This is a genomic window from Nannocystis sp. RBIL2, assembly GCF_026626745.1.
Lineage (GTDB): Bacteria > Myxococcota_A > Polyangia > Nannocystales > Nannocystaceae > Nannocystis.
Map to the genome: position 1 here is coordinate 3,439,680 of NZ_JAPNJW010000002.1, position 26,872 is coordinate 3,466,551.

Sequence of the window (26,872 nt, forward strand, 5' to 3'; positions counted from 1 at the left end):
CACAGCTCGCCGTCGCCGGGGAGCTCGCGCCGTGGACCGTCACGCGGACCAGCCCTGGGCCTGCGATGTCCGGCGCGGCCCGCTCCGGCAGTCGACCACGGGCTGCTCCGACCACGCCTGCGGCCAGCACCACCGCCGCTGCTGCGATCCTGCGCGATCGCAGGGCGGCGCCTGCGCATCGAGCCGCCGTCGGTGGTCGCTACCCCGGGCCCGGCCGAGGACGAGGCGCCGACCATGGCGCACCCGTCGGTGCCGTCCTCGTCGCAGCCGGCCGCGGGGCGCGGGCCTGGCTTCTTCACCATGCCTGCGACCAAGCCGCTGCGCTCGCGCGAGACCGTCATCGGCAACCTGATGACGATGGACAACGAGGCCCAGGGCAGCGGCCCCGAGCCGGCCAAGGACGACGCCGTCCGCGAGGCCTACTACCAGGAGGTCTTCGAGGAGTTCGTGAAGTTCAAGCTCGAGAACAACGAGCCGATCGACAACTTCACGTACGAGAAATTCGCCACCAAGCTGCGGGCCAACACCGCCGAGCTGATGAAGCGGCCCGACGTGAAGGACGTCCAGTTCTCGGTCTACATCAAGGACGGCAAGGTCGCGCTCAAGGCGCGCGTCGTCCGCGGGTAAGCGCACACCACCGCGCGGCCCGAAGGGCTGCGAGCGCCGAGGCCCGGGCCGGACCGTCATGGTCCCCCCGGGCCTCCGCATGTCGCGTGCATTACACTGGGCCCGATGCCGATCCTCAAAGTCGCCCAGATCGGGCACCCCGTGCTGCGCCAGAAGGCCCGCGAAGTCAGCCGCGAGGAGCTGCTGACCCCGGCGTTCCAGGCGTTCATCGACTCGATGATCGAGACCATGCGCGACGCCCAGGGCGCCGGGCTCGCCGCCAACCAGGTCCACGAGCCCGTGCGCGTGTGCGTCATCGAGGTCAAGGACAACCCGCGCTACCCGTACAAGCCCAACATCCCGCTGACGATCCTCATCAACCCCGTGCTGACCCCGCTGTGCGGCACGCGGTTCGAGAACTACGAGGGTTGCCTGTCGGTGCCCGACCTGCGCGGCATCGTCTATCGCTCGGTCGAGATCCGCGTCGAGGCCCTGGACCGCTTCGGCAACCCGATCGACAAGGTCGTCCGCGGCGTCACTGCCGGCACCTTCCAGCACGAGTGCGACCACCTCGACGGCATGCTGTTCGTCGACCGCGTCGAGGACCCGCGGACCTTCTGCACCTGGAAGGAGTTCGCGCGCCAGCACGAGAACCGCTTCCGCGAGCACATCAAGGAGCTCGTCGAGCACTACGGCTCCTGAGCGCCGCTGAAAGGCCCTCCCGCACGCTCACGGATCTCCGCGCCGTGCGGCCCGGGCGCTTCATCTCCGCTCTCGTCCTTCGGCCAGCTCTGTCCGGGCGCCCCGCCCGCTCGCGCGCGGCCACGCGAGCGTCGTCCGTGTGCCAGATTGACATGCATTTTAGAACATGCCCGAACGGGCATGTCCCTTACGCCAGGTTCTGCTCGCGATCGCCGCGGTCCTGCCGGCGCGCAGCGGCGCCCGCAGACGCTGGCCCGCGGACCCGGCCCTCCCCGGTCCGGAGCGGCGCGGGGCGGCGCGGGGTGCGGGTTCGGGCGGGCGCGTGCGGCCTTGCGATGGTACACTCGCGGCGCTCGTGACCCCCACGCGCCGCATCCTCGCCGCCGCCCTCGGCTCGCTGGCCCTGCACCTCTCGCCGCTCATCCCCGGCGGGTGCGGCCTCGACTTCAAGCTGGAGATGCCGGAGCTCGAGTTCGAGGTCACACAGTTCGAGACGGTCGAGCTCGATCAGGAGCTCAAGGGCGCGCAGCCGCCCGAGCCGCAGCCCGAGGTCCCGCCGCCGCCGATGGGCCCCGACAAGCCGCCCGAGGCCGACGGCCCCAAGCCCGAGGAGAAGCCTCCGGAGCCGCCCAAGCCGAAGCCCAAGTTCGGCGAGAAGACCTCGCGCGTGGCCGAGCTCGGGCCCGGCAGCAGCAACTTCTTCATGTTGTTGTCGGCGAAGAAGGTCTCGGGCCTGCCGTTCGCCGACGCCATCGTCGAGATCATGTCGCCGCTGCCCGACTTCGACTTCATCGTCACCGGCGGCGGCTTTCATGCCCTCAAGGACTTCAACTACATCGTCATCGCCAGCCCCAACCTGCGCGACCTGACCCAGACCTTCCTCGCCGTCGAGTACCGGCTGACGCAGGCCGAGGTGCAGGCCGGCCTCGAGCGCGCCGCCGCGGGCGAGGGCGAGAAGATCGAGTGGGAGGTCCGGGACGGGCGCACGATGGGCAACCCGCGGCCGATCGCCAACCCCGACCAGGACGACGACCCGCGGTGGTTCGTCTTCCTCGACGAGGACGTCGCGGTCTACGTGCGCGAGGAATTTTTGCCGGCGATCCTCGCCGGCCCCGACGAGTCGAAGGGTGAGACCGCCGGCAACTTCGTCGCCAACCTCACCAAGCTCAAGACCTTCGCCGCCCGCGAGCCGCGGGCCGGCCTCCAGCTCGTCCTCAAGGACCTGCGCGCCAGCATCAAGCTCAAGAGCGAGCCGCCGTTCCCGATCCCCAACAACCTCGAGCTCATGGCCGAGGCCTCGACCTCGCCCGAGCTGGTGATCAAGAGCGAGTACCTCGACGCAGTCGACGCGACCAAGATGGAGCGGCAGTGGAGCGAGGACCTCCCGGCCTTCATCGACGACAAGGTCCCGTTCTACGCCCGCTTCATGGTCCGCAGCTTCTACGAGGCCACCGAGATCGCGCGCGACGACAAGTCCCTCAACCTGCGCGCCGACTTCACCAAGGACCAGGCCAAGTTCATCCTCGAGCAGATCGCCGAGGGCGCGCGTCGCATGCTCCGCCGCACCCCCGAGCAGATCGAGGCCGCCCGCAAGCAGCGCGAGGAGATGTGGGCCGCGCGCAAGAACGGCAAGCTGACGCCGAGCGAGGCCCTCACGCCCAAGGACGGCAGCAAGTCGGGCAAGCCATCCGGCGAACCGCCCCTTGGCCAAAATGCCCCGCCAGACGGCGGCCCCGCCCCCGGCGTCCCTTCCGACGCGCCCCCGATCGTACCCCCGCCGGCGCCTGCCCCCGCTCCTTCGCCCTGAACCGCGCGCCGAGGACTGCACGCGCTCGCGCGAGTGCTCGCTCCATCGAGCGCGCCCTCTCGCGGACTCGAACCCACGAGCGCGTCGCTGCCCCCGAGTCCCGCGCTCTCGGGCAGCAGAGCTCGCAACCATCGAGCGCGCCGCGGCCCGCCGAGTCTTGCGCTCTCGGACAGCCGAGCTCGTCGTCGCCGAGCCACGCCCGAGCTCGCTACCGCATCCGCCGCCAGCCCGCGCCGGAGCCCGCGCGCCGCGAGTCCACGCCCTCTCACACGCCGCGCCTGCATGGGCCCGCTCCGGCAGCGCGTGGGGCCAGCAGCCCGCAGCGGCCGCTCCACCGACATGTCTTTCAAGACATGTCCCGAACACCTCCTCGCGCTCCGCCGGCCCCGTGGAACCGTGCCGGCCCGCGCGCTATCGTGGCGGCATGGCCTACCGACTCACCCGCAGCGAGTCCATCCATCAGGCCGCAGTGCGGATCGCAGACGAGGAGCTGGGCGAGGCGATCGCCCGCCTGCGCGAGGGCCACCCCGACGCCCCCGACGCCCACACCCGCGTGCACGCGGCGCGCAAGGCCATCAAGCGCACGCGGGCGCTGGCCCGCCTGCTGCGCGACGGCCTCGGCGCCGGCTTCCACCGCGACAACCTCGACCTCCGCGACGCTGCCCGGCGCCTCGCCGAGCGCCGCGACGCCGCAGTCGCGGCCGACGTGTTCGACGACCTCGTGCCGGCGCCGGAGGGCGCGCTGACGGCCGTGCGCGACCGCCTCGCGGCCGTGCGCGACCAGGTCGTCGCCAGCGAGGACGCCCTGCGCGCCGCCGCCGACGACCTCGCCCGCGTGCGCAGCCGCAGCGCCGACTGGCCGCCGCTGGCGCGCGGCTGGAGCGTCCTCGAACCTGGCCTGAAGACCAGCTACGCCGAGGGCCGCCGGGCCATGCGCAACGCCTTCGCCGATCCGACCCCGGCCGCGTTTCACGCGTGGCGCAAGCGGGTCAAGGACCTCTGGTACCACACCCAGCTCCTGCACAACCTGTGGAAGTGCGTGCAGGCGGCCTGGGCCGACGCGCTCGAGCAGCTGTCGGACGCGCTCGGCGAGGACCACGACCTCGAGGTCCTGCGCGTCGCCCTCGGCCAGCACCCCGACCTCGACGCCGCCGCCCGTCGCGACGTCCTCGCCCGCGCCGAGGCCCGCAGCGCCGAGCTGCGAGCCCGCGCCTGGTCGCTCGGCCAGCGCCTGTACGCCGAGCGTCCGCGCCGCTACGTCGCCCGGATCGGTCACTACTGGCAGGTCTGGCGCGACGGCGAACGCCCGGCCGCCGAGCCCCGCCCGTGCGGCCAGGCCGGCGCCCCGCCGACCTCCCTGTCGCCCGACTTCGAGCTCATCTGCCCCGGCGACCTGGTCGCGGACGACCTGGCTGAAAAGCCAGACAAGAACGGGTGATCGGCGATCTGTCGGCGGCATGGCTCGAAGGCCATGCCCAGGAGCTGCTCCGCCCGAGCCTTTGTCCCGCTGGGCATGCTCGGAGGACAGCTCGCCCGCAGCGCGTCGTGCCGTGAATGTCCTTTCAGACATGCTCTTTGGAGCATGTCCCGAGAACCTCCTGCCTTCAGCGCTCGGCCGCGCGGCGCAGGCGGTCGGCGATCGCCCGGCCCAGCCCGACCTCGGGCACGGTCTCGACCACGATCGTCTCGACCTCCGGCGCGTCGAGCTCGCGCAGCGCCGCGAACAGCCCCTGCGCGTAGCCCTCGAGCGCGGTCGGCATCACCTGCCAGCGGCCGACGAATCCGGGCGGCCGCGGCTGCTGGCTCATCACCGCCACGCTCGGCCCGCCCCACGCTGCCGCCTCGCCCGGGGCCACCAGCACGACGCGGGCGCGCGGCGCGTAGTGGCGGTGGCGCAGACCTGGCGATCGGGACATGGCCTCCGGGTCCTGTCCCGAGAGCATGTCGATCGCCCCGACGACCGTCCGCAGCGCCTCGATCGGCAGCCCGCCCATGCGCAGCACCATCGGCACCGGGCGCGTCGCGTCGACCACCGTCGACTCGAGCCCGACTGCGCACGGACCCCCGTCGAGGATCACCTCCACCACCCCGTCGAGGTCGGCGAGCACGTGCTGGGCCGTGGTCGGGCTCGGCCGGCCCGATCGGTTGGCCGACGGCGCCGCCAGCGGTCGCCCGCACGCGCGCAGCAGCGCCAGCGCGGCCGGGTGCTCGGGGATCCGCACTGCCACGGTGTCCTGTCCGGCGGTGGTCGCGTCGGGCACCACCGGCGCGCGCGGCAGCACCAGAGTCAGCGGACCTGGCCACAAGGACATCAGCTGCTCCGCCGCCGGCGGCACCGCCCGCGCCAGCGCGCGCGCCTGCTCCGGCGCCGCCACGTGGACGATCAGCGGGTTGTCGGCCGGCCGCCCCTTGGCCGCGAAGATCCGCCCCACCGCCGCCGCGTCGAGCGCGTCGGCACCGAGCCCATAGACAGTCTCCGTCGGGAACGCCACCAGGCCGCCGCGCTGCAGCACCTCGGCCGCATGGGCGATCGCCGCCGGATCGTCGGCGGGCAACACCGCCGTCTTCACGGTCATGTCCCCTCCGCCCTCGGCGCTGTGCTCTCGGTCATCGCTCCTCCGCCTCGGCGTCGGCCGGCCGCCGGCGCACCCCGAGCTCATAGCACGTCCGGCCGCCGCGACCGCCGGCCTGTCCGCCCGGACAGGTGCGGTCGGCGCCGGCCGGACATGTCCCCGGGGACATGTCCGTTCAGATCATCTTCGCCAGCTCGACCAGCGCTTCCTTCATCTGCAGCGCGTCGGCGAAGCGGTGGTGGACCTGCTTGCCGCACGCCTTGGCGAAGAACGCGTCCATCGCCCGGGCCTTGGCCGCGGGCACGCTGTCGGAGATGAAGTGGCTGACGGGCAGCGGCTCGCGCTCGCGGTGGGCCTGCAGGAGCGCGCGCGGGTGGGCGTCGAACAGGTCCTCGAACGGGTGGCGGCCGCCGGTGACCAGCTCGAAGAACGTCATGCCGAGCGCGTAGAGGTCGGCGCGGTGGTCGATGTAGTTGCCGGGGATCGTCTGCTCGGGGGCGATGTAGCGGGGGTCGCCCATGATGTGGTGCGTGTTGTGCGACGACAGGTCGGACAGGTCGCGGGCCACGCCGAAGTCGAGCAGCTTGACCACGCGGAGCAGCGGGTCGTGCGAGTCGCGGGTGACGAACACGTTCGACGGCTTGATGTCGCAGTGGACGATCCGGCGCAGGTGGACGTAGCGGAGCGCGTCGAGCACCTGCGAGAAGATCTCGAGGATCACCGGGATGCCCATCGGCGTGCCGCTCTCGATGAACCAGCTGACGTCCTTGCCGCGCAGGTACTCCATCGCGAACCACAGCACGTCGAACTCCTCGGCCGTGCCGACCTGGCTGACGTGCACGAGGTTGTGGTGCATGAAGCTCGCGCACATGCGGGCCTCGCGGCGGAAGTGGCGATGCGCCCACTCGGGCACGTCGTTCTTCATCACCTTGAGGGCGATGTAGCGGTTCATCAGGCGGTCGAACGCCTTGTAGACCTTGCTCATCCCGCCCTCGCCGAGGCGCTGCACGATCTCGAACTGGCTCGTGCCCGTCACCACGGTGCCGGGCGGCAGCTCCGTGCCCTGGTAGCCCTCGTACTGCGAGGTCGACGTCGGCGTGATGCCAGTCATCCCGGCGTGAGGCCGATTGCCGGAGTTTTGATCCTCGTTGGACACGTGGGAAAGCGCGGCGGGGGGTGGGCTAGGTTATGCAACCTACACCACCTGGTCCCGTCTCGTCAGCCGTCCTCGAGGGGGCCTTGCAGGCGGGTCCGATGCAGGTCGCGGCGCGCACCTTAGCCGCTAGTGCGGGTGAAGCACAAAAGACAGGCGGGCGGCGCAGGGGGCGTTTTCGCCACCCTCGCGCCGCCCGCCTGTCCCGGCGCCCGAGGCGCCGAGCGAACAACGTTCAGACGCCGAGCTCGAGCGCGACGGCGACGCCGTGGACGACCGCGCCGGTGCGCACTGCGTCGTGGATCTGCTCCGCCGTGCCGCCGGCCTCGCGGATCGTCTTCTCGTGGGAGACGACGCACCGCTCGCAGCCGAAGACGGCGCTGACGGCCAGGCAGAACAGCTCAAAGTCGAGCTTCGAGCTGTGCGGCTTGGCGATCCGGGTCATGCGCAGGCGGGCCGGCAGCTTCTCGTAGTCCTCGCTGCCGACCATGTGCTTGAACCGGTAGTACACGTTGTTCATCGCCATCAGCGCCGCGGCCGCGCGGGCGTCCTCGATGGTCGTCGCGTCGACCTGTTCGCGCGCCGCGTCGACCAGCACCTGGGTCAGGGTCGCGTTGCGGGAGGCGATGGCGCACGCCACCGCCGTCCCCCAGCGCTGTGCCGGGGTCAGCGACGACTCCTGCAACACGTTCTGCAGGTTCACCTTGAGGTCCCTCGCGGCCTCGGGGAGCTGCTCTCGCAGTGATTCGACGGTATTGGCCATGGTGTCCTCCTCTCCTCCTTCGCGCGACTCGCCCTGCCCGCTTACGGGTTGAGGGTCGCCTCGCCCTTCTGCCAGTTGCACGGGCACAGCTCGTCGGTCTGCAGACCGTCGAGCACGCGCAGCACCTCGGCCACGTTGCGGCCGACCGACAGGTCGTTGACCGACACCCAGCGGATGGTGCCCTGCGGGTCGACGATGAAGGTCGCGCGCAGCGGGACGCCGTCCTTGTGCAGGATGCCGAGCGCCTGCGACAGCTCGCGCTTGGTGTCGGCGACCATCGGGATCTTCAGGTCCCGCAGGTCGTCGTGGTTGTTACGCCACGCCAGGTGGACGAAGTGGGTGTCGGTGCTGACGCCGAGCACCTGCGCGTCGCGGTCGGCGAAGTCGCCGCTGCGGCGGCCGAACTCGGCGATCTCGGTCGGGCAGATGAACGTGAAGTCCATCGGCCAGAAGAAGAACACCCGCCACTTGCCCTGGTAGCTCTTGTCGTTGATCTCGGTGAACTCTTTGCCCTTGTCGCGGCTGACGACGGACTGGAGGGCAAACTGGGGGAACTGATCGCCTACGGTCAACATGGTCTGGTTCTCTTTCCTTCGTGCGAGCGGTGACGCTCGCGGACATGGGTGCAATAGCAGGGGCCGAACCAAAGCACAGACTCAACGATTCTCGACACTTGTCCGCCCGCTCACGGCCGCGCGGCCCCGGCCCGTCGTTGTTCACCGACGCATCGGTACCTCAACACTGGCATTTCGGTGCCGGGCGATCCACACTCGCGCCATGGACACCGACGACCTCCTGCGTCGCGGCCTCGACTGGGTCGCCCGGATCGCGCCGTACGACCTCGCAGCCGTGTTTACCCTCGACGAGGGCAGCCTGGTCGTCCGCGCCGCCCGCGGCCACCTCGCCAGCCAGGTCCGCGGCCACCGCATCGACCTGGCGCGCTTCCCGACCCTGCGCGAGGCGCTCGAGACGCGCCGGGCCCGCGCCTTCACCGAGGACGATCACCGTCACGGCGACGGCGATCCCTTCGACGGCGTCCTCGATCTCTCGCCGGGTCACGCCTGCATGGTCGTCCCGCTGCACGCCGCCGGCCGCTCGCTCGGGGTCCTCACCCTCGACCGCACCCACTGCGAGAGCTACCCGCAGTCGGTCGTCGACCAGGTCGAGACGTACGGGCAGATCCTCGGCCTCGCGCTCGACAACGCCGAGCGGCGCGTCGTCCTCGAGAACCTGCGCGAGGAGGAGCTCGAGCGGGCGCGCGAGCTCGACGAGGTCGCCGCCGGCTACGGCGTGCTCGAGCGCAGCGTCAGCCCTGCAGTGCGGGCCGTCGCGGCGCGCGCTCGCCAGGTCGCGCCCACCGACACGCCGGTGCTGATCCTCGGCGAGACCGGCACCGGCAAGGAGCGGCTCGCCCGCGCCCTGCACCGCTGGAGCGCGCGGGCCGACCGCCCCTTCGTCGCCATCAACTGCGCCGCCATCCCCGCCTCGCTCCTCGAGAGCGAGCTGTTCGGCCACACCCGCGGCGCCTTCACCGGGGCCACGCGCGATCGCCTGGGCCGGTTCCAGCTGGCCCACGGCGGCACCCTCCTGCTCGACGAGATCGGCGAGCTGCCGATCGAGCTGCAGGCCAAGCTGCTGCGCGTCGTGCAGGAGGGCGTGGTCGAGCCGGTCGGCAGCGACAAGAGCGTCAAGGTCGACGTCCGGCTGCTCGCCGCCACCCACGTCGACCTCGAGAAGGCGATCGCCGGCGGCCGCCTGCGCGAAGATCTCTACTATCGCCTCGCAGTGTTCCCGCTGCGCCTCCCGCCGCTGCGTCAGCGCCTCGAGGACCTGCCGCTCTTGTGCGCCGCGATGCTCGCCGAGCAGAGCCAGCGCACCGGCCGACGCGGCATGCGGGTCAGCGAGGCCGGCCTGGCCCGCCTGCGCGCCCACGCCTGGCCCGGCAACCTGCGCGAGCTCAGCAACGTGCTCGAGCGCGCCACGATCGTCACCACCGGCGAAATGCTCGGCCCGGAGGCGTTCGAACTCGGGGACATGCCCAACGGGACAGGTCCCATCGAACCTGCTCCCAAGGCCACGCCCGCCGACACGCCGCTGCAGCACGACGGCCGGATCGCCACGCTCGAAGAGGTGACCGCGCTGCAGATCCAGCGGGTCCTGACGCACACGCGCGGCCGGATCTACGGGCCCGGCGGCGCCGCCGAGCTGCTCGGGGTGCCGCCCTCGACGCTGCAGAGCCGGATGAAGAAGCTGGGCGTCGCCCGCACCGCGTGAGGCCGGCAATTATCGGCCCGCAGCCGCGTACCGACCGCCCGCGGTCATCGCCCGGGCCGGCGCTGCGAATGTGACCTGGCCTATCGGGCATGACGATTTGGACATGCCCTCAAGTTCGTTCTGACCTCAGCGGGAGTCCAGAGCGAGCGCGTGCCGGGCTTTCCGCTGGCCCTTCGGACATGCCCTTTAGACCATGTCCTTCACGACACAAGAGCGCCCTGCCCTCAGCGGAAGAACAGGTTCCACAGCAGGTCGACGGCCGTCTCGGCCACGACCTCCTGGCGCCCGGTCCGTGGCGTCTCGAGCTGCGGCGGCGGGGGCGGCATGCTGCGGGCGGCTGCGCGGGCGCGGGCGGCTTCGCCGACGGCCCTTCCGCCGGCGCGCAGGAACGCCTCCACCTCTTCGAGCTCCCCCGCGTCGAGGAACAGGCCGTGGTGGCGGCACTCGTCGACGATGACCCCGCTGATCGTCCCGAAGTTGCGGCGGTTCATCACCTCGCGGCAGCGCGGGCACTCGCGGTAGCGGACGTCCGACTCGCGGGAGGCCGGCGCTGGCACCCTCGCCCGCAGGTCGGCCTCGTTCTGGGCCCCGGCGCCCGGGGTCGGGTCGAGGCCGGAGGTCAGCGTCTCGAGCTCCCCGGCGTCGAGCCAGATCCCCCCGCAGCCGCCGCAGGTGTCGAACTCCACCCCGTGGCGGACGGCGGTCGCCACCAGCGGCTCGCCGCAGCCCGGGCAATCACCGCCCCGGGCCGCGCGGCGACCTGTCGAGGTCGCTTCGGACGGTCGGGCGGGCAGCGGCTCGTCGGGCAGCAGATCGGAGAGGGCCTGTGTGATCCGGGCCGCGCGGGCGCGCGACTCCTCGGTCGGGCGGGGGCGACGCATGACTGCACGATACCAGCGATCGCGCGGTCCCGTGGTAAGAAGCCCACGAGCGCTCATGAGCACGACGCGAACATTCCGCCGGATCTGCCTCTTCTGCGGCTCGAACAAGGGTCTCGACCCCGCCTTCGCCGAGGTCGCGCGCGGCATCGGCGAGCACCTCGCCCGCAGCGGGATCGGGGTCGTCTACGGCGGCGGCAAGATCGGCCTCATGGGCGAGGTCGCCGACGCGGCCCTGCGCGCCGGCGGCCAGGTGTTCGGCGTCATCCCGCAGAAGCTGTGGGACGTCGAGGTCGGCCACGACGGCCTCACCGAGCTGTTCGTGGTCGACAGCATGCACGCCCGCAAGATGATGATGGCCCAGCTCAGCGACGCCTTCGTCGCCCTGCCCGGCGGCTTCGGCACCCTCGAGGAGCTGTTCGAAGCGACCACGTGGATGCAGCTCGGCTACCACCGCAAGCCCGTCGGCCTGGTCAACGCCGGCGGCTACTACGACCACCTGCTCGCCTTCCTCGACCACGCCGCCGCCGCCGGCTTCGTCCGCGCGAGCCACCGCCCGCTGATGCTGTCGGCGCCCGACATCGTCGCCCTCATCGAGATGATGTCGGTGGTCGAGATCCCCCACTTCAGCCTCGGCCACGCCCCGCCGCGCCTGTGAGCCGCGGCCTGCCTGGGCGCGGCGATTCGCGCCCGGCTCCCGCGGCCAGAAATCGTCGAGGCCGCCGCCTCGCCCTCGACGAGGCCGTCGCCGCGCCGCGTCGGCGCCCCTTCGCGGCCAGCGCCCGTGCGTCGCCCTTCGGACATGTTCAGGAAAACATGCCCGAAAGAACATGCCCCCGTGGACATGCTCTTCGCGACATGTCCCTTGGAAAGGATCCTACTTGCCAGCCAGCCAGGCGTCGATCTCGGCCCGGTCGGCCGCCGCGCCGAGCGCCGTGAGCTCGTCGGCCGCCGCGCGGGCCAGCGCGCGGGCCTCGGCCTGGGAGGCCTTGCGGGTCCAGCGGGCGCGGGCCAGGGCGAAGCGGGCCCACGCGGCGTCGCGCGGGCGTTCGTTGGCGGCGTAGAGCTCGAGCGCGCGCTCGAACTGGCGGACCGCCTCGTTCACGCGGTTGCGGGCGAGGGCGACCTCGCCGAGGCCGACCACGGCCGGCGCGACGTCGAGGTGATCGGGCCCGCGGGACGCCTGGAAGATGCCGAGCGCGCGCGAGTAGAAGCGGGCCGCCTTGTCGAGGTCGCCGCGCTGCAGGTGCAGCTCGCCGAGGCTCAGCAGCGCGTAGCCGACCTCGGGGTGCTCGGCGCCGAGGGCCTTGGCCGCGCCGACGGCCGCGCGCTCGAGCAGCTCGAGCGCCTTCGCCGACTCACCGCGGGCGCGGTAGATGTTGCCGAGGTCCTGCTGGGCGTGCGACGCCTCGAGGCTCTCGGGGCCGTTGGACTCCTCGCGGATCGCCAGGGCGCGCAGGCCGAGGCGCTCGGCCCCGTCGAGGTCGCCGCGGTCGAGCGCCAGGCGGGCGAGGTTGCCGAGCGCCAGCGCCACGTCCGGGTGCTCGGGTCCGAGGATCCGCTCGAACAGCTCGAGCGCGCGCTGGTAGCAGGCGCGCGCGTCCTCGAGGCGGTCGCGGCGGTAGTGCAGGTTGCCGCGGTTGTTGAGCGGGCCCGCCATCTCGAGCTCGTCGGCCCCGAGCTCCTCGCTGACGATGGCGAGGATCTGCTCCATCACCTCCTCGGCCTCGTCGAGCTGGCCGCGGTCGAGGTAGATGAGCCCGAGGATGTTGAGCACCCACGTGCCGCGCACCGTGTCGGCCTCGCCCAGCGACACCGTCAGCGCCTGCGCCAGCTTGGCCCAGCGCAGGCCCTCCTCGTGGCGGGCCATGCGACCGCCGACGACGTCGGCCATGCCGGTGACGATGTCGGCGAGCAGCGAGTCCTGGCCGGTCTCGGCCGCCAGCACCATCGCCTCCTCGAGCCACGCCTCGGCTTGTTTGAGGTCGGTGACGTCGCTGGCGAACATCGCCGCGCGGAAGCGGGCCAGCGCCGCCAGCGGTCGCCAGCCGACCGCGTCGGCCTCGGCGATCAGCTTCTTGCTCTGCTCGAGGCCCTCCTGGAACCGGCCGGTCGCGCCGAGCGAGCGGACCTGGCGCAGCGCCTGGCGCACGCGTAGCACCTCGGCGCGCACCTGCTCGTCGGCGGGCGGCGGCGACTGACGCGCGAGGTACGACAGATCGAGGCAGGTCGCCGGCGGCGGCAGATCGGACACCGCCGCGACCGCGTGCTGCACCGCGACCGCCTCGAGCGCGGCGAACCGCTCGAGCGTGCTCTCGAACGACCAGCGCGCCTCGAGCAGGCACTCCTCGGCCCGGCCGACCAGGTCGCTCGACCAGCGCGGGTCGATGCGGGGCATCATGCACAGGCGCGACCGGGCGCTCGCCCACGCCGCGGTGAACTCGTCGACGATCGCGTCGACGCGCCGGAACGTGCGCTCGCCGATCGCCGGCGCCACCGCCACGAACGCCGCCTCCGCGGCCGGCCGCGCCGCCTGCCACTGCCGCACCAAATCCTGGCCGCCGTCCCAGCAGGCCTCCGCCTGCCAGCGCGCCTGCACGCTCTCGTACGCGACCGAGCCCGCGACCAGCCCGCCGAGCCCGAGGAACGCCGCCGCCGCGAACCGTCGCCGGCGTCGCGGCGTCCCGCTCTCGAGCTCCGTCAGCAGCGCCGCCATCGACGGCCAGCGCTGCGCCGGGTCGCCCTGCATCCCGCGCTCGATCACCTGGCGCAGCCACGACGGCACCTTCGCCTTCGCCGGCGGCTCGCGTCGCTTGTTGCCGAGGATCGCCGCGCGGAAGTCCTCGGTGCTCTTGCCCGCGTACGGCCGCTCGCCGTACAGGCCCTCCCACAGCGCCACGCAGAACGCGAACTGGTCGGTGCGCGCGTCGACGACCTCGCCCTTCCAGTGCTCCGGCGCCATGTAGGCCGGCGTGCCCATCAGCGAGCCCGCCTCCGTCACGCCGCTCCACAGCACCGCCGTCGGCGCGCGCATCACCGTGTTCTCCTCCGGGCTGCGCGTCGCCAGCTCGCCGCGCGCCAGGCCGAAGTCCATCACGCGCACGCGGCCGTCCTTGCCGACCATCGCGTTGAGCGGCTTGAAGTCGCGGTGCACCAGGCCCGCGCTGTGAGCCGCCGCCAGGCCGCGCCCGGCTTGCAGATAGGCGCCGAGGATCTCCCGCTGCGAGTGGTGCTTGATCCACGTGTGCAGCGTCGAGCCCGACACGTACTCCATCGCCAGGTACAGAGTGTTGGCGTACTCGCCGACCTCGAAGACCTGGACCACGTTGGGGTGGGAGAGCAGCGCCAGCGCCTGCGCCTCGCGCCGCATGCGGTCGCGCTCGTCGGGCCCGCCGGTGCCGCGCAGCAGCTTGATCGCCACCCGGCGGTTGAGGTCGGCGTCGTAGCCGAGCAGCACTTGCCCCTGCGCGCCGACGCCGAGGCGACCGAGCACGTGGAAGCGGCCGATCCGGCGCGGGAGGTCGTCCCCCTCGTCGCGCGGCGCGGCCTCCACTCGCGTCTTGTCGTCCTGGGGAGCGCCGGGCATTGCGGGCCCCGCGAGCATAACCGGCTTCCCGGCGCGGCCCCAAGAGGTCTCGCGCCCGCACGCCCGCGAACGCGAACGCGCGTGAATCTGCGCAGGAGCCCGCCGGCGCCGCCGCGGAGGCCCACGAGCGGCGCGCGACGAACCTGGCCTTGCGACCAGGTCAGTTCGCGCCCTCGCCCCGCCGCGGCTAGGCCAGGCGGGCCACCTTGGCGCCGAACAGGCGCTCGAGCGCCGCAATCAGCTTGTCGTCGGCGCGCACGCCGAACTTGTCGCCGAACACCACCTGGCCGGCGTAGCGCTCGGACACCACCTCGAGCTCCATCGAGCAGGTCCCCGCGTTGTCGGACACGATCTGCTTGAGGCGGAGGATCCGCTCGGGCGTCAGCAGCTCGAGCGGGACCTTGAGCAGCACCTTGCGGGTCGACTGCTCGCGGAGCGTGCGGATCTCCTGCACCGACTCGACGAGGATCTTGAACTTGTTGGCCTCGCCGTCCTCGCTGGTCTCGACCTCGCACTTGCCGGTCACGAACACCGGCTCGCTGCCGATCTGCGCCAGGCGCTCGCCGAGGCTGAGGCCGGTCGCCTCGTCGGCGCGCGCGTAGGTCTTGGGGAACACCACCGACTCGACGCGGCCGAACTGGTCCTCGAGCTGGAAGAAGCCCATCGCCCCCTTGCCGCTGCGGGTCTGGACCTCGCGGAGGTCGCAGATCACCCCGGCGATCGTGACCTCCTGGCCGTTGTGCTTGGCCTCGATCTGTCCCGTGCGACAGGTCGCGTGCTTGTCGACGTCCTGCTGGTAGCGGTCGAGCGGGTGGCCCGTGAGGTAGAAGCCGAGCGCCTCGCGCTCCTTGAGCAGCTCCTCGCGCGGCTCCCACGGCTCGACCTCCGGGTACTCCTCGGTGTAGACCGGCGCCGAGTCGGCGATCGCGTCGAACAGGCCGAACTGGCCGGAGTCGCGGTCGCGCGAGGCCCCCTGGCCCTGCTCGATCGCGCGTTCGATGGCCGCGTGGAGGCACGCGCGACCGCGCTTGGCAGCGATCGCATCGAGCGCGCCGGCGCAGACCAGGCCTTCTTGCGTGCGCTTGTTGACCTTCTTGAGGTCGACGCGGCGGCACAGCTCGAACAGCGAGGTGAACGGGCCATCCACGCCGCGCGCGGCCAGGATCGCGTCGACCGCGTTCTCGCCGACGCCGCGGATGCCGGCCAGGCCGAAGCGGATCTGCTCGTCGAAGCCGTCGCCCTCGCGCTTGCGGCGGATCACCGAGAAGTCGCGGCCCGACTCGTTGATGTCGGGCGACAGCACCACGAGGCCCATCGCCCGCGCCTCGGCGATGAACTTGACGACGTTGTCGTTGTTCGACTTGTCGCAGGTCATCAGCGCCGCCATGAACGAGGCGGGGAAGTGGTGCTTGAGGTAGCCCGTCTGGTAGGTGATGAGGCCGTACGCCGCCGAGTGCGACTTGTTGAAGCCGTAGCCGGCGAACTTGTCGATGAGGTCGAAGATCTCCTCGGCCTTGGCGTTGGGGATGTTCGACGCCGTGGCGCAGCCCTCGACGAACAAGGCGCGCTGCTTGTCCATCTCCGACTTCTTCTTCTTGCCCATCGCGCGGCGCATCATGTCGGCCGCGCCGAGCGAGAAGCCGGCCAGCACCTGCGCCGCCTGCATGACCTGCTCCTGGTACACGAACACGCCGTAGGTCTCCTTGAGGACCTCGGTCAGCAGCTCGTGCGGGTACTCGATGGCGCGCCGGCCGTGCTTGCACTCGATGAACTGGTCGACCATGCCGCCCTCGAGCGGGCCCGGGCGGTACAGCGCGACGGCGGCGACGATGTCGCCGAAGCAGTCGGGGCGCAGCTTCTTCAGCAGGTCCTTGAAGCCCGAGGATTCGAGCTGGAACACGCCGGTGGTGTCGCCGCGGCTGATCATCTCGTAGACGCCGGCGTCGTCCATGGGGATCGCGCCGAGGTCGAACGGGTCGTCCGCGGGTCGGAAGTTGTTGATGAGGCGGACCGCGGTGTCGAGCACCGTCAGCGTCTTGAGGCCGAGGAAGTCGAACTTCACCAGGCCGGCCAGCTCGACGTCCGTCATCGTGAACTGGGTGACGATCTTGCCGTCGGCCTGGAAGCACGGCACGTGCTCCCACAGGTCGCGGTTGCCGATGACGATGCCGGCCGCGTGCATGCCGGCGTGGCGGTTCAGGCCCTCGAGCGCCTGGCCGATCTTCAGCACCTCGGCGACGCGGCCGTCCTCGCGGGCCCGCAGGCGCAGCTTGCTGGCGGCCTCGGCGATCATGATCGCGTCGGACAGCCTGGCCGCCGCGTCGGCGCTCTCCTTGGCCTTCTCCTTCAGCGGCTCGGGGTCGGCCATCGCCATCGACAGCGTGACCTTCGGCCCCTCGGGCACGTGCTTGGCGATCTCGTTGGCCTCCGACGGCTGCAGGCCCATCACACGGCACACGTCGCGCACCAGGCCGCGGGCCTTGAGGCTGTGGAACGTGGCGATCTGGCCGACCCGCGCCGCGCCATAGCGCTCGGTGACGTAGCGGATCACCTCCTCGCGCCGGTCCATGCAGAAGTCGATGTCGAAGTCGGGCATGCTGATGCGCTCCGGGTTGAGGAAGCGCTCGAACAGCAGGCTGTACTGGATCGGGTCGAGGTCGGTGATCCGCAGCGCGTAGGCGACCAGGCTGCCGGCGCCCGAGCCGCGGCCGGGGCCGACCGGCACGCCGATCTTCTTGGCGTGGGCGATGAAGTCCCACACGATCAAGAAGTAGCCGGGGAACTTCATCTGCGCGATGACCCCGAGCTCGTAGTCGAGGCGCTGGCGGTACATGTCGGGGTCGAACACCTGACCGCGCCGCTGCAGCTCGCCGAACCGCTCCTCTAAGCCCTTGTGGGCCACCTTGCGCAGGTAGCCGGGCAGGTCCTCTTCTGTCCCTTCGGGCAGCTTGAAGTCCGGCAGCTCGGGCTTGCCGAGCTTGAGCTCGACGTTGCAGCGGCGGGCGATCTCGCCGGCGTTCTCGAACGCGCTCGGGTAGTTCGACCCGAAGTAGCTCAGCATCTGGTCGGGCGTCTTGATGAAGAACGCGTCGCACTCGTGCTTCATGCGCTTCGGATCGTCGAGCGTGCGCCCCTGACCCATGCACATCAACACCTCGTGCGCGTGGGCCTCGTCCTGGTTGACGTAGTGACAGTCGTTGGTGGCGACGAGCGGCACGCCGCAGTCGATCGACAGCTGCGCCAGCGCGGCGTTGACCCGCTCCTGGTCGGCCATGCCGTTCGGCTGCAGCTCGAGGTAGTACGAGCCCGGCTCGAAGATCGACTTGTACTCGAGCACCGTCTGGCGCGCGGCGTCCATGTCGCCGCCGTTGATGAGGCGCGAGATGTGACCGCCCAGGCACGCCGACAGCCCGATCAGCCCCTCGCTGTGCTCCCGCAGGATCTTCCGGTCGATCCGCGGGTTGTAGTAAAATCCCTCGAGGTGGCCCTTCGAGACCAAGAACTGCAGGTTCTTGTAGCCGACCAGGTCGCGGGCCAGGAGCACCAGGTGGTAGTTCTTCCGGTCCGCCTTGGCGTTCATGTCGCCGTCGGACACGTAGGCCTCGCAGCCGAAGATCGGCTTGACGCCGGCGGCCTTGGCCTCCTGGTAGAACTGCAGCGCGCCGAACATGTTGCCGTGGTCGGTGACGGCGACGGCGCTCATGCCCCGCTGCTTGACGACCTTGCACAGGTCCTTCGTGCGGATCGCTCCGTCGAGCAGGCTGTACTGCGAGTGCAGGTGCAAGTGGGCGAAGTCCGCGCTCCCGCCCTGGATGCTGCCGTCGGCTGCCATGGGCGAAGGCTTACCACGCCTCGCGCCGCGCTCGCGTGCCTCGCCCTCACGCTCGTCGCATGCTCTCGTCACACCGAGGTCGACAGCGGTAACGGCGCAGAGGGATCGACCGCGCAAACCCCCGGCGGACGCACGGTTCACCTCACCCTGGAGACCGGGTTTTATTCCTTGGATCCAGCCGACGCGACCGACGCTGTCAGCCGCCGCCTCACCTCACAGATCTACGACACACTCCTCGACTGGGATCCCCACGCCGATCCCCCGCGCCTCGTGCCCGAGCTGCTCGCCGACCTGCCGGAGATCAGCGCGGACGGTCTCACTTATTCCTTGCGCATGCGGGAGGGTCCGCGGTTCCACGGCGACACCTGTCTCAAAGACCAGGCGCGCCCGGTCCGCGCCGGCGACGTCGCCGCCTCGCTGCTGCGCATCACCCCCGGCAAGCACGCCGCCTGGTCGCTGCTCGCCGGCCGGATCGCCGGGCTCGACGACTGGCACCGAACTCCGACCGCCGCGCCGGCGCCGATCGCCTTCGACGACGCCGCGGGCACCGTGACGATCCGCCTCACGCGATCGCAGCCGGAGTTCGCGGCGATCCTCGCCCACCCGGCGCTCTCGATCGTCCCGCCCGAGTGCGCCGACTACTACGACGGCTCCGACCCCGAGCGCCCGCGCTTCGCCCGGCACCCGGTCGGCAGCGGCCCCTACCGCTTCGACCACGCGACCAGCGAGTTCCCGCGCAGCGCGGTGCTCGTCGCCGCCGACGACCGCGCCCCGCGCCCGTACCCGCAGCCGCCCGATCGCCCGCCGCTCCCGTGCACGCACGCGCCGGCGGCCGCGCGCGTGGTCCTCACCCACTTCCAGCACGGCGAGCCGGCCCTGCGCGCGTTCCAGGCCGGCGAGCTGGCGGCGCTGGTGCCCGGCCAGGCGCAGTTCGCCGAGGTCGTGGCGCTCGGCCGACCTGTCCCCGGGGCCCTGCCCCCAGGGACAGGTCTCGAAAAGTTCCCGGTCGCCGCGGTCGACCTGCTCTACTTCAACATGGCGAGCCCCGAGATCGGTCACCACCCCGACCCGGCCCGCGCGCGCGAGAACCTGGCGCTGCGGCGAGCGATCGCCCGCGCCTTCGACGTGCCGCGCTACCTCGAGGTCGTGCGCAACGGCGCGTGGGCCGAGGCCAGCGCCAGCGTGCTCCCGCGCGAGGTCTCGCCGCGCCTCGATCTCGCGAGCGCCCCGCCGCAGCGCGACCTCGACGGGGCGCTGCAGATCCTCGCCGACGCCGGCCTGTCCGGAAGGACATTTTTAATGAATTACTGGGGCGGCCCCAGCGAGCCCGAGCGGCAGGAGGCGGCGCTGCTGCGCGAGTTCCTGCGCCCGCTCGGCATCGACCTCCGCTTCACCGCGCGCGACAACTTTCTGTTCGACCCCGGCCTGCGCGCCGGGGCCCACCTGTTCGGCCTCCGCTTCGAGGCCGACTACCTCGACCCGAGCAATTTTTTGTCGTCGCTGACCTGCGCCGCCGCCGACAACCTGGCCGGCTTCTGCGACCCGAACTACGACGCCGCCTACGCCGCCTTCGCCGCGCTGCCGCCCGGCCCCGCCCGCGACGACGCGGCCCTCCACCTGCAGGCGATCCTCGGCGAGCAGCTGCCGGTGCGCCCGATCGATCAGCCGAGCGCGTGGTACCTCCACCAGCGCTGGCTCGGCGGCCTGGTCCGTCACCCGCTGGCCGGCCTGCGCGTCGAGCTGCTCTGCCCCGACATGCCCTGAAGGCCATGCCGTTCAAGGCATGTCCCATGTGACATGTCCGTTCGGACACCTGCTATAGCCACGAGCCGAACGTCAGCGACAGGAACAGCGTCTCGGCGACGCCCTTGCCCTTGAACTGCACCAGGTCGAGCGCCCCCTCGGCACCCAGCAACAGGCGCTTGCCGACGCGGCCCCAGATGCCCACTCCGAGCCCGTAGTGATAGGCGTCCGCCGGACCGCCGAACTCGGGGCGGGGCCTTGGGATCTCGAAGCGGTGGCTGTAGCCGCCGCGGACCAGCACGTAGCCGAACGCCCGCTGGTTGACCGCGCCGAGCCGCAGCTCCGGCGACAGGTGGAGCGTACGGTCGAAGCCGCTGGCCCGGCGGTCGACCATGGCGTAGCCGACGCGCCCGCCGAACGCGACGGCGAACGCGCCGCGGGCCCGGAACACGCCGATCGAGCCGCCGATCGCGGCCCCGGGGCGGTCCTGGGCGAGCACGAACGCGGCCGGGTCGGCGCGCACGTAGCCGCGGAAGCAGCTCATCGCCTGTCTCTCGTGCCAGTCCGGGCACGGCGCCTGAGCCCCGGCCGGCGCCGGCAGCAGCCCGATCGACAGCCCGAGGAGTGCCGCCCAGCGCATCGACCGGCTACTGTGACCGCACTCGTGAGCGCGGCAATTCGCCGCCGCGGGCCCGGCGACGCGGCGCACAGGCGAGACTTGCGCCCCGTCACGCGCCCGCCTCTTTACGCCCCGCGCGCCTCTGCTAGCCTCCGCGCCACGAATCGCATGCAACGCACCTTCGCCATCATCAAGCCTGACGCCGTCGCCGCCGGTCACCAGGGCGGGATCCTCGCCGCGATCCAGGAGGCCGGCCTGCGCCTCGTCGCGATCAAGGCCATCCGCCTCTCCACCGCCCAGGCCGAGGGCTTCTACGCGGTCCACTCCGCCCGCCCGTTCTTCCGCAGCCTCGTCACCTTCATGACCGAGGGTCCGGTGGTCGCCATGGTGCTCGAGGGTGAGGACGCGATCGCCCGCTGGCGCGGCCTGATGGGCCCGACCGACGCCACCAAGGCCGGCAAGGAGACCCTCCGCGGCCGTTACGGCACCAGCATCGAGCGCAACGCCACCCACGGCTCCGACGCGCCCGAGACCGCCGCCTACGAGATCGGCTTCTTCTTCAGCGGCCTCGAGCTGGCCGGCCTGTGAGCCGCGTCCGCCACTCACCTGTCCCATGAGCCAGCTCGTCGCCATCCGCGGTCCTGCGCGCGGCATCCCCAAGGAGGGGCCGCCGAACCTGCGCGACCTCGATCGCTACGGCCTGGCCGCCTGGCTCTCGAACCACCTCGAGAGCGCCCCGCGCCACCGCGCCGGCCAGCTGTTCCGCTGGTTGCACGGCCGGCGCGTCCCTGACTTTTCGGCCATGTCCGATGTGCCAGCCGCCGACCGGGCCCGCCTGGCAGCCGAGGCCAGCCTGCGGCGGCTCGACGTCGGCGCGGTGCTGCACGCCCGCGACGGCACGCGCAAGCTGCGGCTCGTCACCGCCGACGGCCAGTCGATCGAGAGCGTGCTGATCCCCAACGACGAGCGCGGCTACACCCAGTGCGTCTCGTCGCAGGTCGGCTGCGCCCTGACGTGCCGCTTCTGCGCCACCGCCAGCCTCGGCTTCCAGCGCAACCTCGCCACCTGGGAGATCGTCGATCAGGTCTACCAGGCCCAGGACCTGCTGGCCCAGGGCGGGGGCGAGTACGCGCCGCGGATCACCAACATCGTCTTCATGGGCATGGGCGAGCCGCTGCACAACTACAACCAGGTGCGGCGGGCCATCGAGCTGCTCACCGACCCCGACGGCGCCGGACTGGCGGCGCGGCGGATCACGATCTCCTCCTCGGGCCTGGTCCCGGCGATCGAGCGGTTCGCCGGCGACCCGCTGGCCAAGGAGGTCGGCCTGGCGATCAGCCTCAACGCCACCACCGACGCGGTGCGCGACGAGGTCATGCCGATCAACACCCGCTGGAACATCGCCGCGCTGCTGGCCGCGGTCCGCTCGGTCCCGCCGCACCGGCGCCGCTACGTCACCTTCGAGTACGTCCTGCTCGCCGGCGTCAACGACAGCGACGACGACGTGCGCCGGCTCGCCGCGCTGGTCGGCGACATCCGCTGCCAGATCAACCTGATCCCGTTCAACCCGCATCCGCACGCCCCCTACGGCCGGCCGAGCGCGGCCCGCGTGCGCCGCTTCCTCGACCTGTGCCGCGCCGCGGGCCTGCGCGCCTACGTCCGCACCCCGCGCGGCGACGACATCGGCGCCGCCTGCGGCCAGCTGGCGCTGTCCGGCGGCCAGCCTTCGGGACATGTCCCTTCCGACATGTCCCAAACGCCATAGCCCACGACCGCGCCGGCCGAATCCGCGCGTGGGGCCCGGCCGGCGGGCGTGGTAGCCTGCCGCCCGACGTGGCCGGCCTCGGAGACACCCAGGCGCCCCGCTTCGGCGCGCCGGAGCTGGACGAGACCACCGCCCCGCCGGCGCGGCCCGAGCCCGACCCGCTGGCGACGGTGGTCAGCGCCGAGCCGCAGTGGGACAGCCCGGCCGAGCGCGAGGCCGCCGGGCCGCTGCGGATCGGCCGGTTCGTCATCTTGCGCGAGGTGGGCCGCGGGGCGATGGGCGTCGTCTACGCCGGCTACGACGAGGAGCTCGACCGCCGCGTCGCCCTCAAGCTGGTCCAGACCAGCCGCCACGACGACCCCTCGTTCGGCCGCGCCCAGCTGCTGCGCGAGGCCCAGGCGCTGGCCCGCCTCGCCCACCCCAACGTCGTCGCGGTCCACGAGGCCGGCGAGTTCTCGGGCGCCGTCTTCATCGCCATGGAGTACGTCGACGGCGTCGACCTCCAGCGCTGGCTGACCTACGCGCCCCGCAGCTGGCGCGAGATCGTCGACGCCCTGCGCCAGGCCGGCGAGGGCCTGCGCGCCGCCCACGACGTCGGCCTCGTCCACCGCGACTTCAAGCCGAGCAACGTCCTCGTCGGCGCCGACGGCCGCGTCCGCGTGGCCGACTTCGGCCTCGCCACCCGGCGCGGAAGGACAGGTTCTTCAGGACATGTCTCGAAGGTCATGGTGCCGTTGGCCACCGCCGACGCGCTGGCGACCCTGGCCGGCAGCGGCGCGCTGATCGGCACCCCGGCCTACATGGCCCCGGAGCAGCTGCGGCGCGAGCCGGCCACCGCCGCCAGCGATCAGTTCGCGTTCTGCGTCACCCTCTACGAGGCGCTGCACGGCCGGCGGCCGTTCACCGGCGACACCCTCGAGGTCCTCGCCGAACACGTGCTCCACGCCGAGCCGCCGCCGGTCTCGCCCGACCCGGGCGTGCCGCAGTGGCTGCACGCCATCTTGCTGCGCGGCCTGGCCAAGGATCCCGCGCGCCGCTACTCCGGCATGGCCGAGCTGCTCGCGCTGCTCGCCCACGACCCCGAGGCCGAGCGCCGGCAGCGACGCCGGCGACTGCTGCAGATCGCCGTCGCAGTAGCCGCCACCGTCGTCGTCGTCCTCGGCGGCGTCGCGGCCACCCGCGTGATCGTCCGCGCCGCCCACGAGCGCCGCGCCGACGCCCGCCTCGACGTCCTGCGCGAGCAGCTCGCCGCGCTGACCGTCGCCCGCAAGCGCGACGAGGCCGCGCGGCTGTTCGCCGCCTTCGCCGCCCTGCCCGACAACCGCGGCACCGCGGCGCTCGCCCGCGCCTACCGCGAGTGGGGCGAGGCCCAGACCGACCCGGCCGCCGCCATCGACGCCCACGCCGGCGCCTACATCGCCGCGCGCACCCACGAGGACCAGGCCGCCGCCCTGCGCAACCTCGCCCTGCGCCTGGCCGACAGCCGCAACTTCACCGCCTCGGCCGCCGCCCTGGCCGCCCTCGACGCCCACGCCCCCGAGCTCGCCGGCGACCCCCAGCTCGCCGGCCTGCGCCTGGCCGCCGCCCTCGACCGCCGCGACTTCCCGGCCGCCCGCGCCGCCCTCGACCGCCTCCCGGCCGACGACCCGCGGCGAACTTACGGACATGCCCTGGAGAACATGTCCTTTGGAACATCCATCTCGCAGGCCGCGATCGGCCAGACCCCGGGCAGCGACCACGAGTTCATCATCGGCGACTTCGACGGCGACGGCCGCCGCGAGCTGACCACCCACGCCGACCAGCGCCGTGCGGCGGTGGTGCTGCGCGCCGACACGAGCCTCACGCGCGTGGCCGAGCTCCCGACCGGCCCCCTCGCCACCAGCCCGCGCATCATGCCGCCCGCGCTGGCCGGCTCCCCCTTGCTGCTGATCGGCGTCGACAACCCGGGCGCCCCCGGCGACGCCTTCGTCCGCTACGGCCTCCACCCCCTGGACGGCGGCGCCCCGGTCTACGAGTGGACCGAAAGCAGGATCCTCGGCTCCGCGGTCGCCGACCTCGACGGCGACGGCCGCAGCGAGCTCTACACCGGCAGCGGCCCCTACGCCCGCCGCTTGCGGCAGATCGCGCCGGACTCCACGGGCCAGTGGCAGTCCCGCGCCGCGCACCCGCCGACCGACGCCGCCGGCTCCGACCTGCAATCGGTCGAGGCCGGCGACCTCGACGGCGACGGCCGCCCCGAGCTCGTCGTCGTCGCCGGGCCGTGGTCGGCCTACGACCTGCGCGTGCTCAAGGCCGACGACGACGGCCAGCTGCGCCTGCTCGCCCGCCGCAGCCTCGGCTTCATCGAGTCGATGGTGCTGCTGCGGATGGGCGGGGAGCTGCGGATCGCCGCTGCCAAGCGCGACGAGTACGCCGCCCCGAACCGCTTCTCCGAGACCCGGCCGTACGGCGAGCCGGCCGGCCTCTACATCCTCGCGCTCGACGGCGACACCCTCGCGACCCGCCAGTTCATCCCCGTCCCCGAGGGCGCTCCGCGGGGCGCCGGGGCTCGCTGGCTGTACAACGGCGACTTCGACGGCGACGGCGTCGACGACCTCCTCGCCCTGACCCCGCCCGAGCTCGTGCTCTACCGCAGCGACGGCGAGGCCCTGATCGAGCCGCTGCACCTCAGCGGCCTGTACCTGCGCGCGGTCACCAACTTCGACGCCGACCCGGCCGCCGAGCTGTTGGTCTCGCTGCCCGGCGTCTCCGACAGCTACTTCATCGTCGGCGCCGGCGACGTCCCGCTGCCCCCGCTCGCCCGGCCCGCCCCGGAGGCCCGCCCGATCGGCGACGTCGACGACCCCGCGCTGATCGACGCCTGGCGCCACGCCGAGGAGCTGGCCGCCCTCGGCCTGCCGCGGCGCAGCGCCGACGAGCTGGCCGCCATCGCCCGTCTCTCGGGACATGCCCATGAGGACATGCTCTTGCGGGCAGCCGATCTCTACGCCACCGCCGGCGAGCACGCCGCGGCCGCCGAGCACTACCTCGCCGCCGCCGCGCGTCCCGACCAGGCCGCCGGCGCCCTGGCGGGGGCGATCGCCAGCCGGCGCGAGCTCGGTGACTACGCGGCGGCGCTGGAGCTGGCGATCCGGCGCGCCGCCCTGCCCGGCCTCGACCTGCGGGTCCGCCGCGAGGCCGAGGCCGAGCTCGACACCCTCCGCCGCGCCACCGCCGAGCGCCCCCAGCTCGCGCTCCGCTTCGACCGCCCGCTCGACGCCGCCTGGCGGATCTTCGACCCGCTGTCGTTCGCCCGCAGCCCCGGCGACCAGAGCCTGTCCCTTCAGACATCCTCGGAGCAGCTCATCGCCGAGTACCCGCTCGAGTGGGACGGCGGCACCGCGGCCCTGACCGTCGACGGCGCGCTCGGCGACCTCGAGTGGGGCACCAGCCTGGCGATCGCAGTCACCCCCGTCGACAGCGACGACGTCTACCTCGGCGTCCGCTTCGAGTCGCACAACCGGTCCGAGCGGCCCGACCAGGAGGTCTTCCCGATCACCGGGCCGAACGGCGCGACCGCCTACTGGGCCGGCACGATCCAGCCCGGCGAGGCGCGCCGCTTCCGCCTCGGCATGCGCCACTTCCCCGACCTCGGCACCACCCACCTCGAGATCACCCAGGACGGCGGCGAGCCGCGGCGGGTGGTGACGAAGCACCCGATCAAGTCGCCGCCGCCCGGCCCGCTGCGCCTGCGGGTGATCAATCGACCTGTCCAACCGGACAGCGTCGCCGACCTGCAGGTGTTCGCGGTCGAGCTGTCGGGTCTGCGCCGCGCCGACCCGCTCCCGGCAGATCCGTCGCTCGCAGTCGCCCGCCTCGTCGCCGAAGAGGAGATCGAGGCAGCGCTGGAGCGCCTCGCCGCCGCGCCGGCCGCCGGACCCGAGGCGCTGTGGCGCATCGATCTGTTGGCCCGCGCTGGCCGCCTCGACGAGGCCGCCGACCACCTGCGCAGCTCACTCGCCGGGCTGCCCGAAGACCACCCGTTCCACGCGCGCCTGAGCCAGCGACTGATGCGCGACCCGGACAACTTCTTGCTCGCGGCCAAGCGCGCGCTCGGGCCCGCGCTCTACGACATCTTCCTCGACCCCGGCCGCAACGAGATACTGTGGCGCCCGGCGCGGATCCGCCATCACCTCGCCGACCTCGCCGACCTCCCGCGCGAGCCGCCCGCGCGCGACGGACCCGAAGCCCTCCGTCACCACCGCAGCGCCCTGCTGCTGCGCGGGCTCGCCTGGCAGCGCGCCGGTCGCGACGACCTTTCCGTGCGCGACCTCGAGGCCGCGCTCCCGCTGTTCGAGATGGCGGAGGACCAGCACATGCGCAAGTACGTGCTCCGCCGCCTCGTCGACGCCAGTATCCGCCTGCGCGACCCGACCCGCGCGCGCCGGTGGATCACCCTCGCCCTCCTCGAGTCGACCACCGCCGAGCTCCTGCTCGAGGGCCTGCGCCAGCGCCCCGGCGTCGACGCGATCTTCACGTCCGCCGATTGGGCCCGCTTCGAGGCGCTCACGCGCCGCTGACGGTTGCCGGCC

18 protein-coding genes are annotated in these 26,872 nt (G+C 72.4%); 10 read left to right on the top strand and 8 right to left on the bottom strand.

Annotation, left to right across the window (positions count from 1 at the left end):
- Positions 1-192 precede the first annotated feature (192 nt).
- The 4 genes from OV090_RS38825 to OV090_RS38840 all read left to right on the top strand — a co-directional run bounded on the left by OV090_RS38825 (position 193) and on the right by OV090_RS38840 (position 4,553).
- Positions 193-627: an MXAN_5187 C-terminal domain-containing protein gene (locus OV090_RS38825; RefSeq protein WP_267709880.1), complete on the top strand. Its 435-nt coding sequence runs from the start codon at positions 193-195 to the stop codon at positions 625-627.
- A gap of 105 nt (positions 628-732) precedes the next feature.
- Positions 733-1,308 carry a peptide deformylase gene (gene def / locus OV090_RS38830; protein WP_267709881.1) on the top strand — a complete coding sequence of 192 codons (576 nt, stop codon included), beginning with the start codon at positions 733-735 and terminating at the stop codon, positions 1,306-1,308.
- A 355-nt stretch (positions 1,309-1,663) separates the two neighbouring features.
- On the top strand, positions 1,664-3,115 hold the full coding sequence (locus tag OV090_RS38835) for a hypothetical protein (RefSeq protein WP_267709882.1): 1,452 nt from the start codon (positions 1,664-1,666) through the stop codon (positions 3,113-3,115).
- 424 nt (positions 3,116-3,539) lie between these two features.
- Positions 3,540-4,553 carry a CHAD domain-containing protein gene (locus tag OV090_RS38840; RefSeq protein ID WP_267709883.1) on the top strand — a complete coding sequence of 338 codons (1,014 nt, stop codon included), beginning with the start codon at positions 3,540-3,542 and terminating at the stop codon, positions 4,551-4,553.
- Between the two features lie 166 nt (positions 4,554-4,719).
- Here OV090_RS38840 and OV090_RS38845 read toward each other — a convergent pair whose 3' ends face one another.
- The 4 genes from OV090_RS38845 to OV090_RS38860 all read right to left on the bottom strand — a co-directional run bounded on the left by OV090_RS38845 (position 4,720) and on the right by OV090_RS38860 (position 8,179).
- Positions 4,720-5,691 (bottom strand): L-threonylcarbamoyladenylate synthase, encoded by a 972-nt coding sequence (locus OV090_RS38845; RefSeq protein WP_267709884.1) that lies wholly within the window; start codon positions 5,689-5,691, stop codon positions 4,720-4,722.
- Between the two features lie 172 nt (positions 5,692-5,863).
- Positions 5,864-6,799 (bottom strand): serine/threonine-protein kinase, encoded by a 936-nt coding sequence (locus OV090_RS38850; protein ID WP_267709885.1) that lies wholly within the window; start codon positions 6,797-6,799, stop codon positions 5,864-5,866.
- 277 nt (positions 6,800-7,076) lie between these two features.
- A complete protein-coding gene (locus OV090_RS38855; protein WP_267709886.1) occupies positions 7,077-7,604 on the bottom strand; it encodes a carboxymuconolactone decarboxylase family protein in 528 nt (175 codons plus the stop codon).
- A gap of 41 nt (positions 7,605-7,645) precedes the next feature.
- Complete coding sequence (locus tag OV090_RS38860) at positions 7,646-8,179, bottom strand: peroxiredoxin (protein WP_267709887.1); 534 nt, start codon at positions 8,177-8,179, stop codon at positions 7,646-7,648.
- Positions 8,180-8,381: 202 nt separating this feature from the next.
- Between OV090_RS38860 and OV090_RS38865 the strand changes: the two genes are divergently transcribed.
- Complete coding sequence (locus tag OV090_RS38865) at positions 8,382-9,878, top strand: sigma 54-interacting transcriptional regulator (RefSeq protein ID WP_267709888.1); 1,497 nt, start codon at positions 8,382-8,384, stop codon at positions 9,876-9,878.
- A 224-nt stretch (positions 9,879-10,102) separates the two neighbouring features.
- Here OV090_RS38865 and OV090_RS38870 read toward each other — a convergent pair whose 3' ends face one another.
- Positions 10,103-10,759 carry a zf-TFIIB domain-containing protein gene (locus OV090_RS38870; RefSeq protein ID WP_267709889.1) on the bottom strand — a complete coding sequence of 219 codons (657 nt, stop codon included), beginning with the start codon at positions 10,757-10,759 and terminating at the stop codon, positions 10,103-10,105.
- Between the two features lie 55 nt (positions 10,760-10,814).
- Here OV090_RS38870 and OV090_RS38875 point away from each other — a divergent pair, with 55 nt between their 5' ends.
- The gene (locus OV090_RS38875; protein ID WP_267709890.1) at positions 10,815-11,414 is read left to right on the top strand and encodes a TIGR00730 family Rossman fold protein; all 600 of its coding nucleotides are present in this window, start codon (positions 10,815-10,817) and stop codon (positions 11,412-11,414) included.
- Between the two features lie 219 nt (positions 11,415-11,633).
- Here the strand turns inward: OV090_RS38875 and OV090_RS38880 are convergent, their stop codons facing one another.
- Positions 11,634-14,342: a serine/threonine-protein kinase gene (locus tag OV090_RS38880; protein ID WP_267709891.1), complete on the bottom strand. Its 2,709-nt coding sequence runs from the start codon at positions 14,340-14,342 to the stop codon at positions 11,634-11,636.
- 187 nt (positions 14,343-14,529) lie between these two features.
- Entirely contained in the window at positions 14,530-18,174 is a 3,645-nt protein-coding gene (dnaE, locus tag OV090_RS38885; protein WP_267709892.1) for a DNA polymerase III subunit alpha, read from the bottom strand.
- Between the two features lie 168 nt (positions 18,175-18,342).
- Between dnaE and OV090_RS38890 the strand changes: the two genes are divergently transcribed.
- Positions 18,343-19,938 (top strand): ABC transporter substrate-binding protein, encoded by a 1,596-nt coding sequence (locus OV090_RS38890; protein ID WP_267709893.1) that lies wholly within the window; start codon positions 18,343-18,345, stop codon positions 19,936-19,938.
- 52 nt (positions 19,939-19,990) lie between these two features.
- On the opposite strand, the gene OV090_RS38895 is transcribed toward OV090_RS38890, so the two are convergent.
- Positions 19,991-20,557, bottom strand: a complete 567-nt coding sequence (locus OV090_RS38895; RefSeq protein WP_267709894.1) for a hypothetical protein — start codon at positions 20,555-20,557, stop codon at positions 19,991-19,993.
- 147 nt (positions 20,558-20,704) lie between these two features.
- Between OV090_RS38895 and ndk the strand changes: the two genes are divergently transcribed.
- The 3 genes from ndk (at position 20,705) to OV090_RS38910 (ending at position 26,860) form a co-directional block, all read left to right on the top strand.
- Positions 20,705-21,124 (top strand): nucleoside-diphosphate kinase, encoded by a 420-nt coding sequence (ndk, locus tag OV090_RS38900; RefSeq protein ID WP_267709895.1) that lies wholly within the window; start codon positions 20,705-20,707, stop codon positions 21,122-21,124.
- Positions 21,125-21,149: 25 nt separating this feature from the next.
- Positions 21,150-22,301 (top strand): 23S rRNA (adenine(2503)-C(2))-methyltransferase RlmN, encoded by a 1,152-nt coding sequence (rlmN, locus tag OV090_RS38905; RefSeq protein ID WP_267709896.1) that lies wholly within the window; start codon positions 21,150-21,152, stop codon positions 22,299-22,301.
- Positions 22,302-22,369: 68 nt separating this feature from the next.
- On the top strand, positions 22,370-26,860 hold the full coding sequence (locus OV090_RS38910) for a protein kinase (RefSeq protein WP_267709897.1): 4,491 nt from the start codon (positions 22,370-22,372) through the stop codon (positions 26,858-26,860).
- Positions 26,861-26,872: the final 12 nt, after the last annotated feature.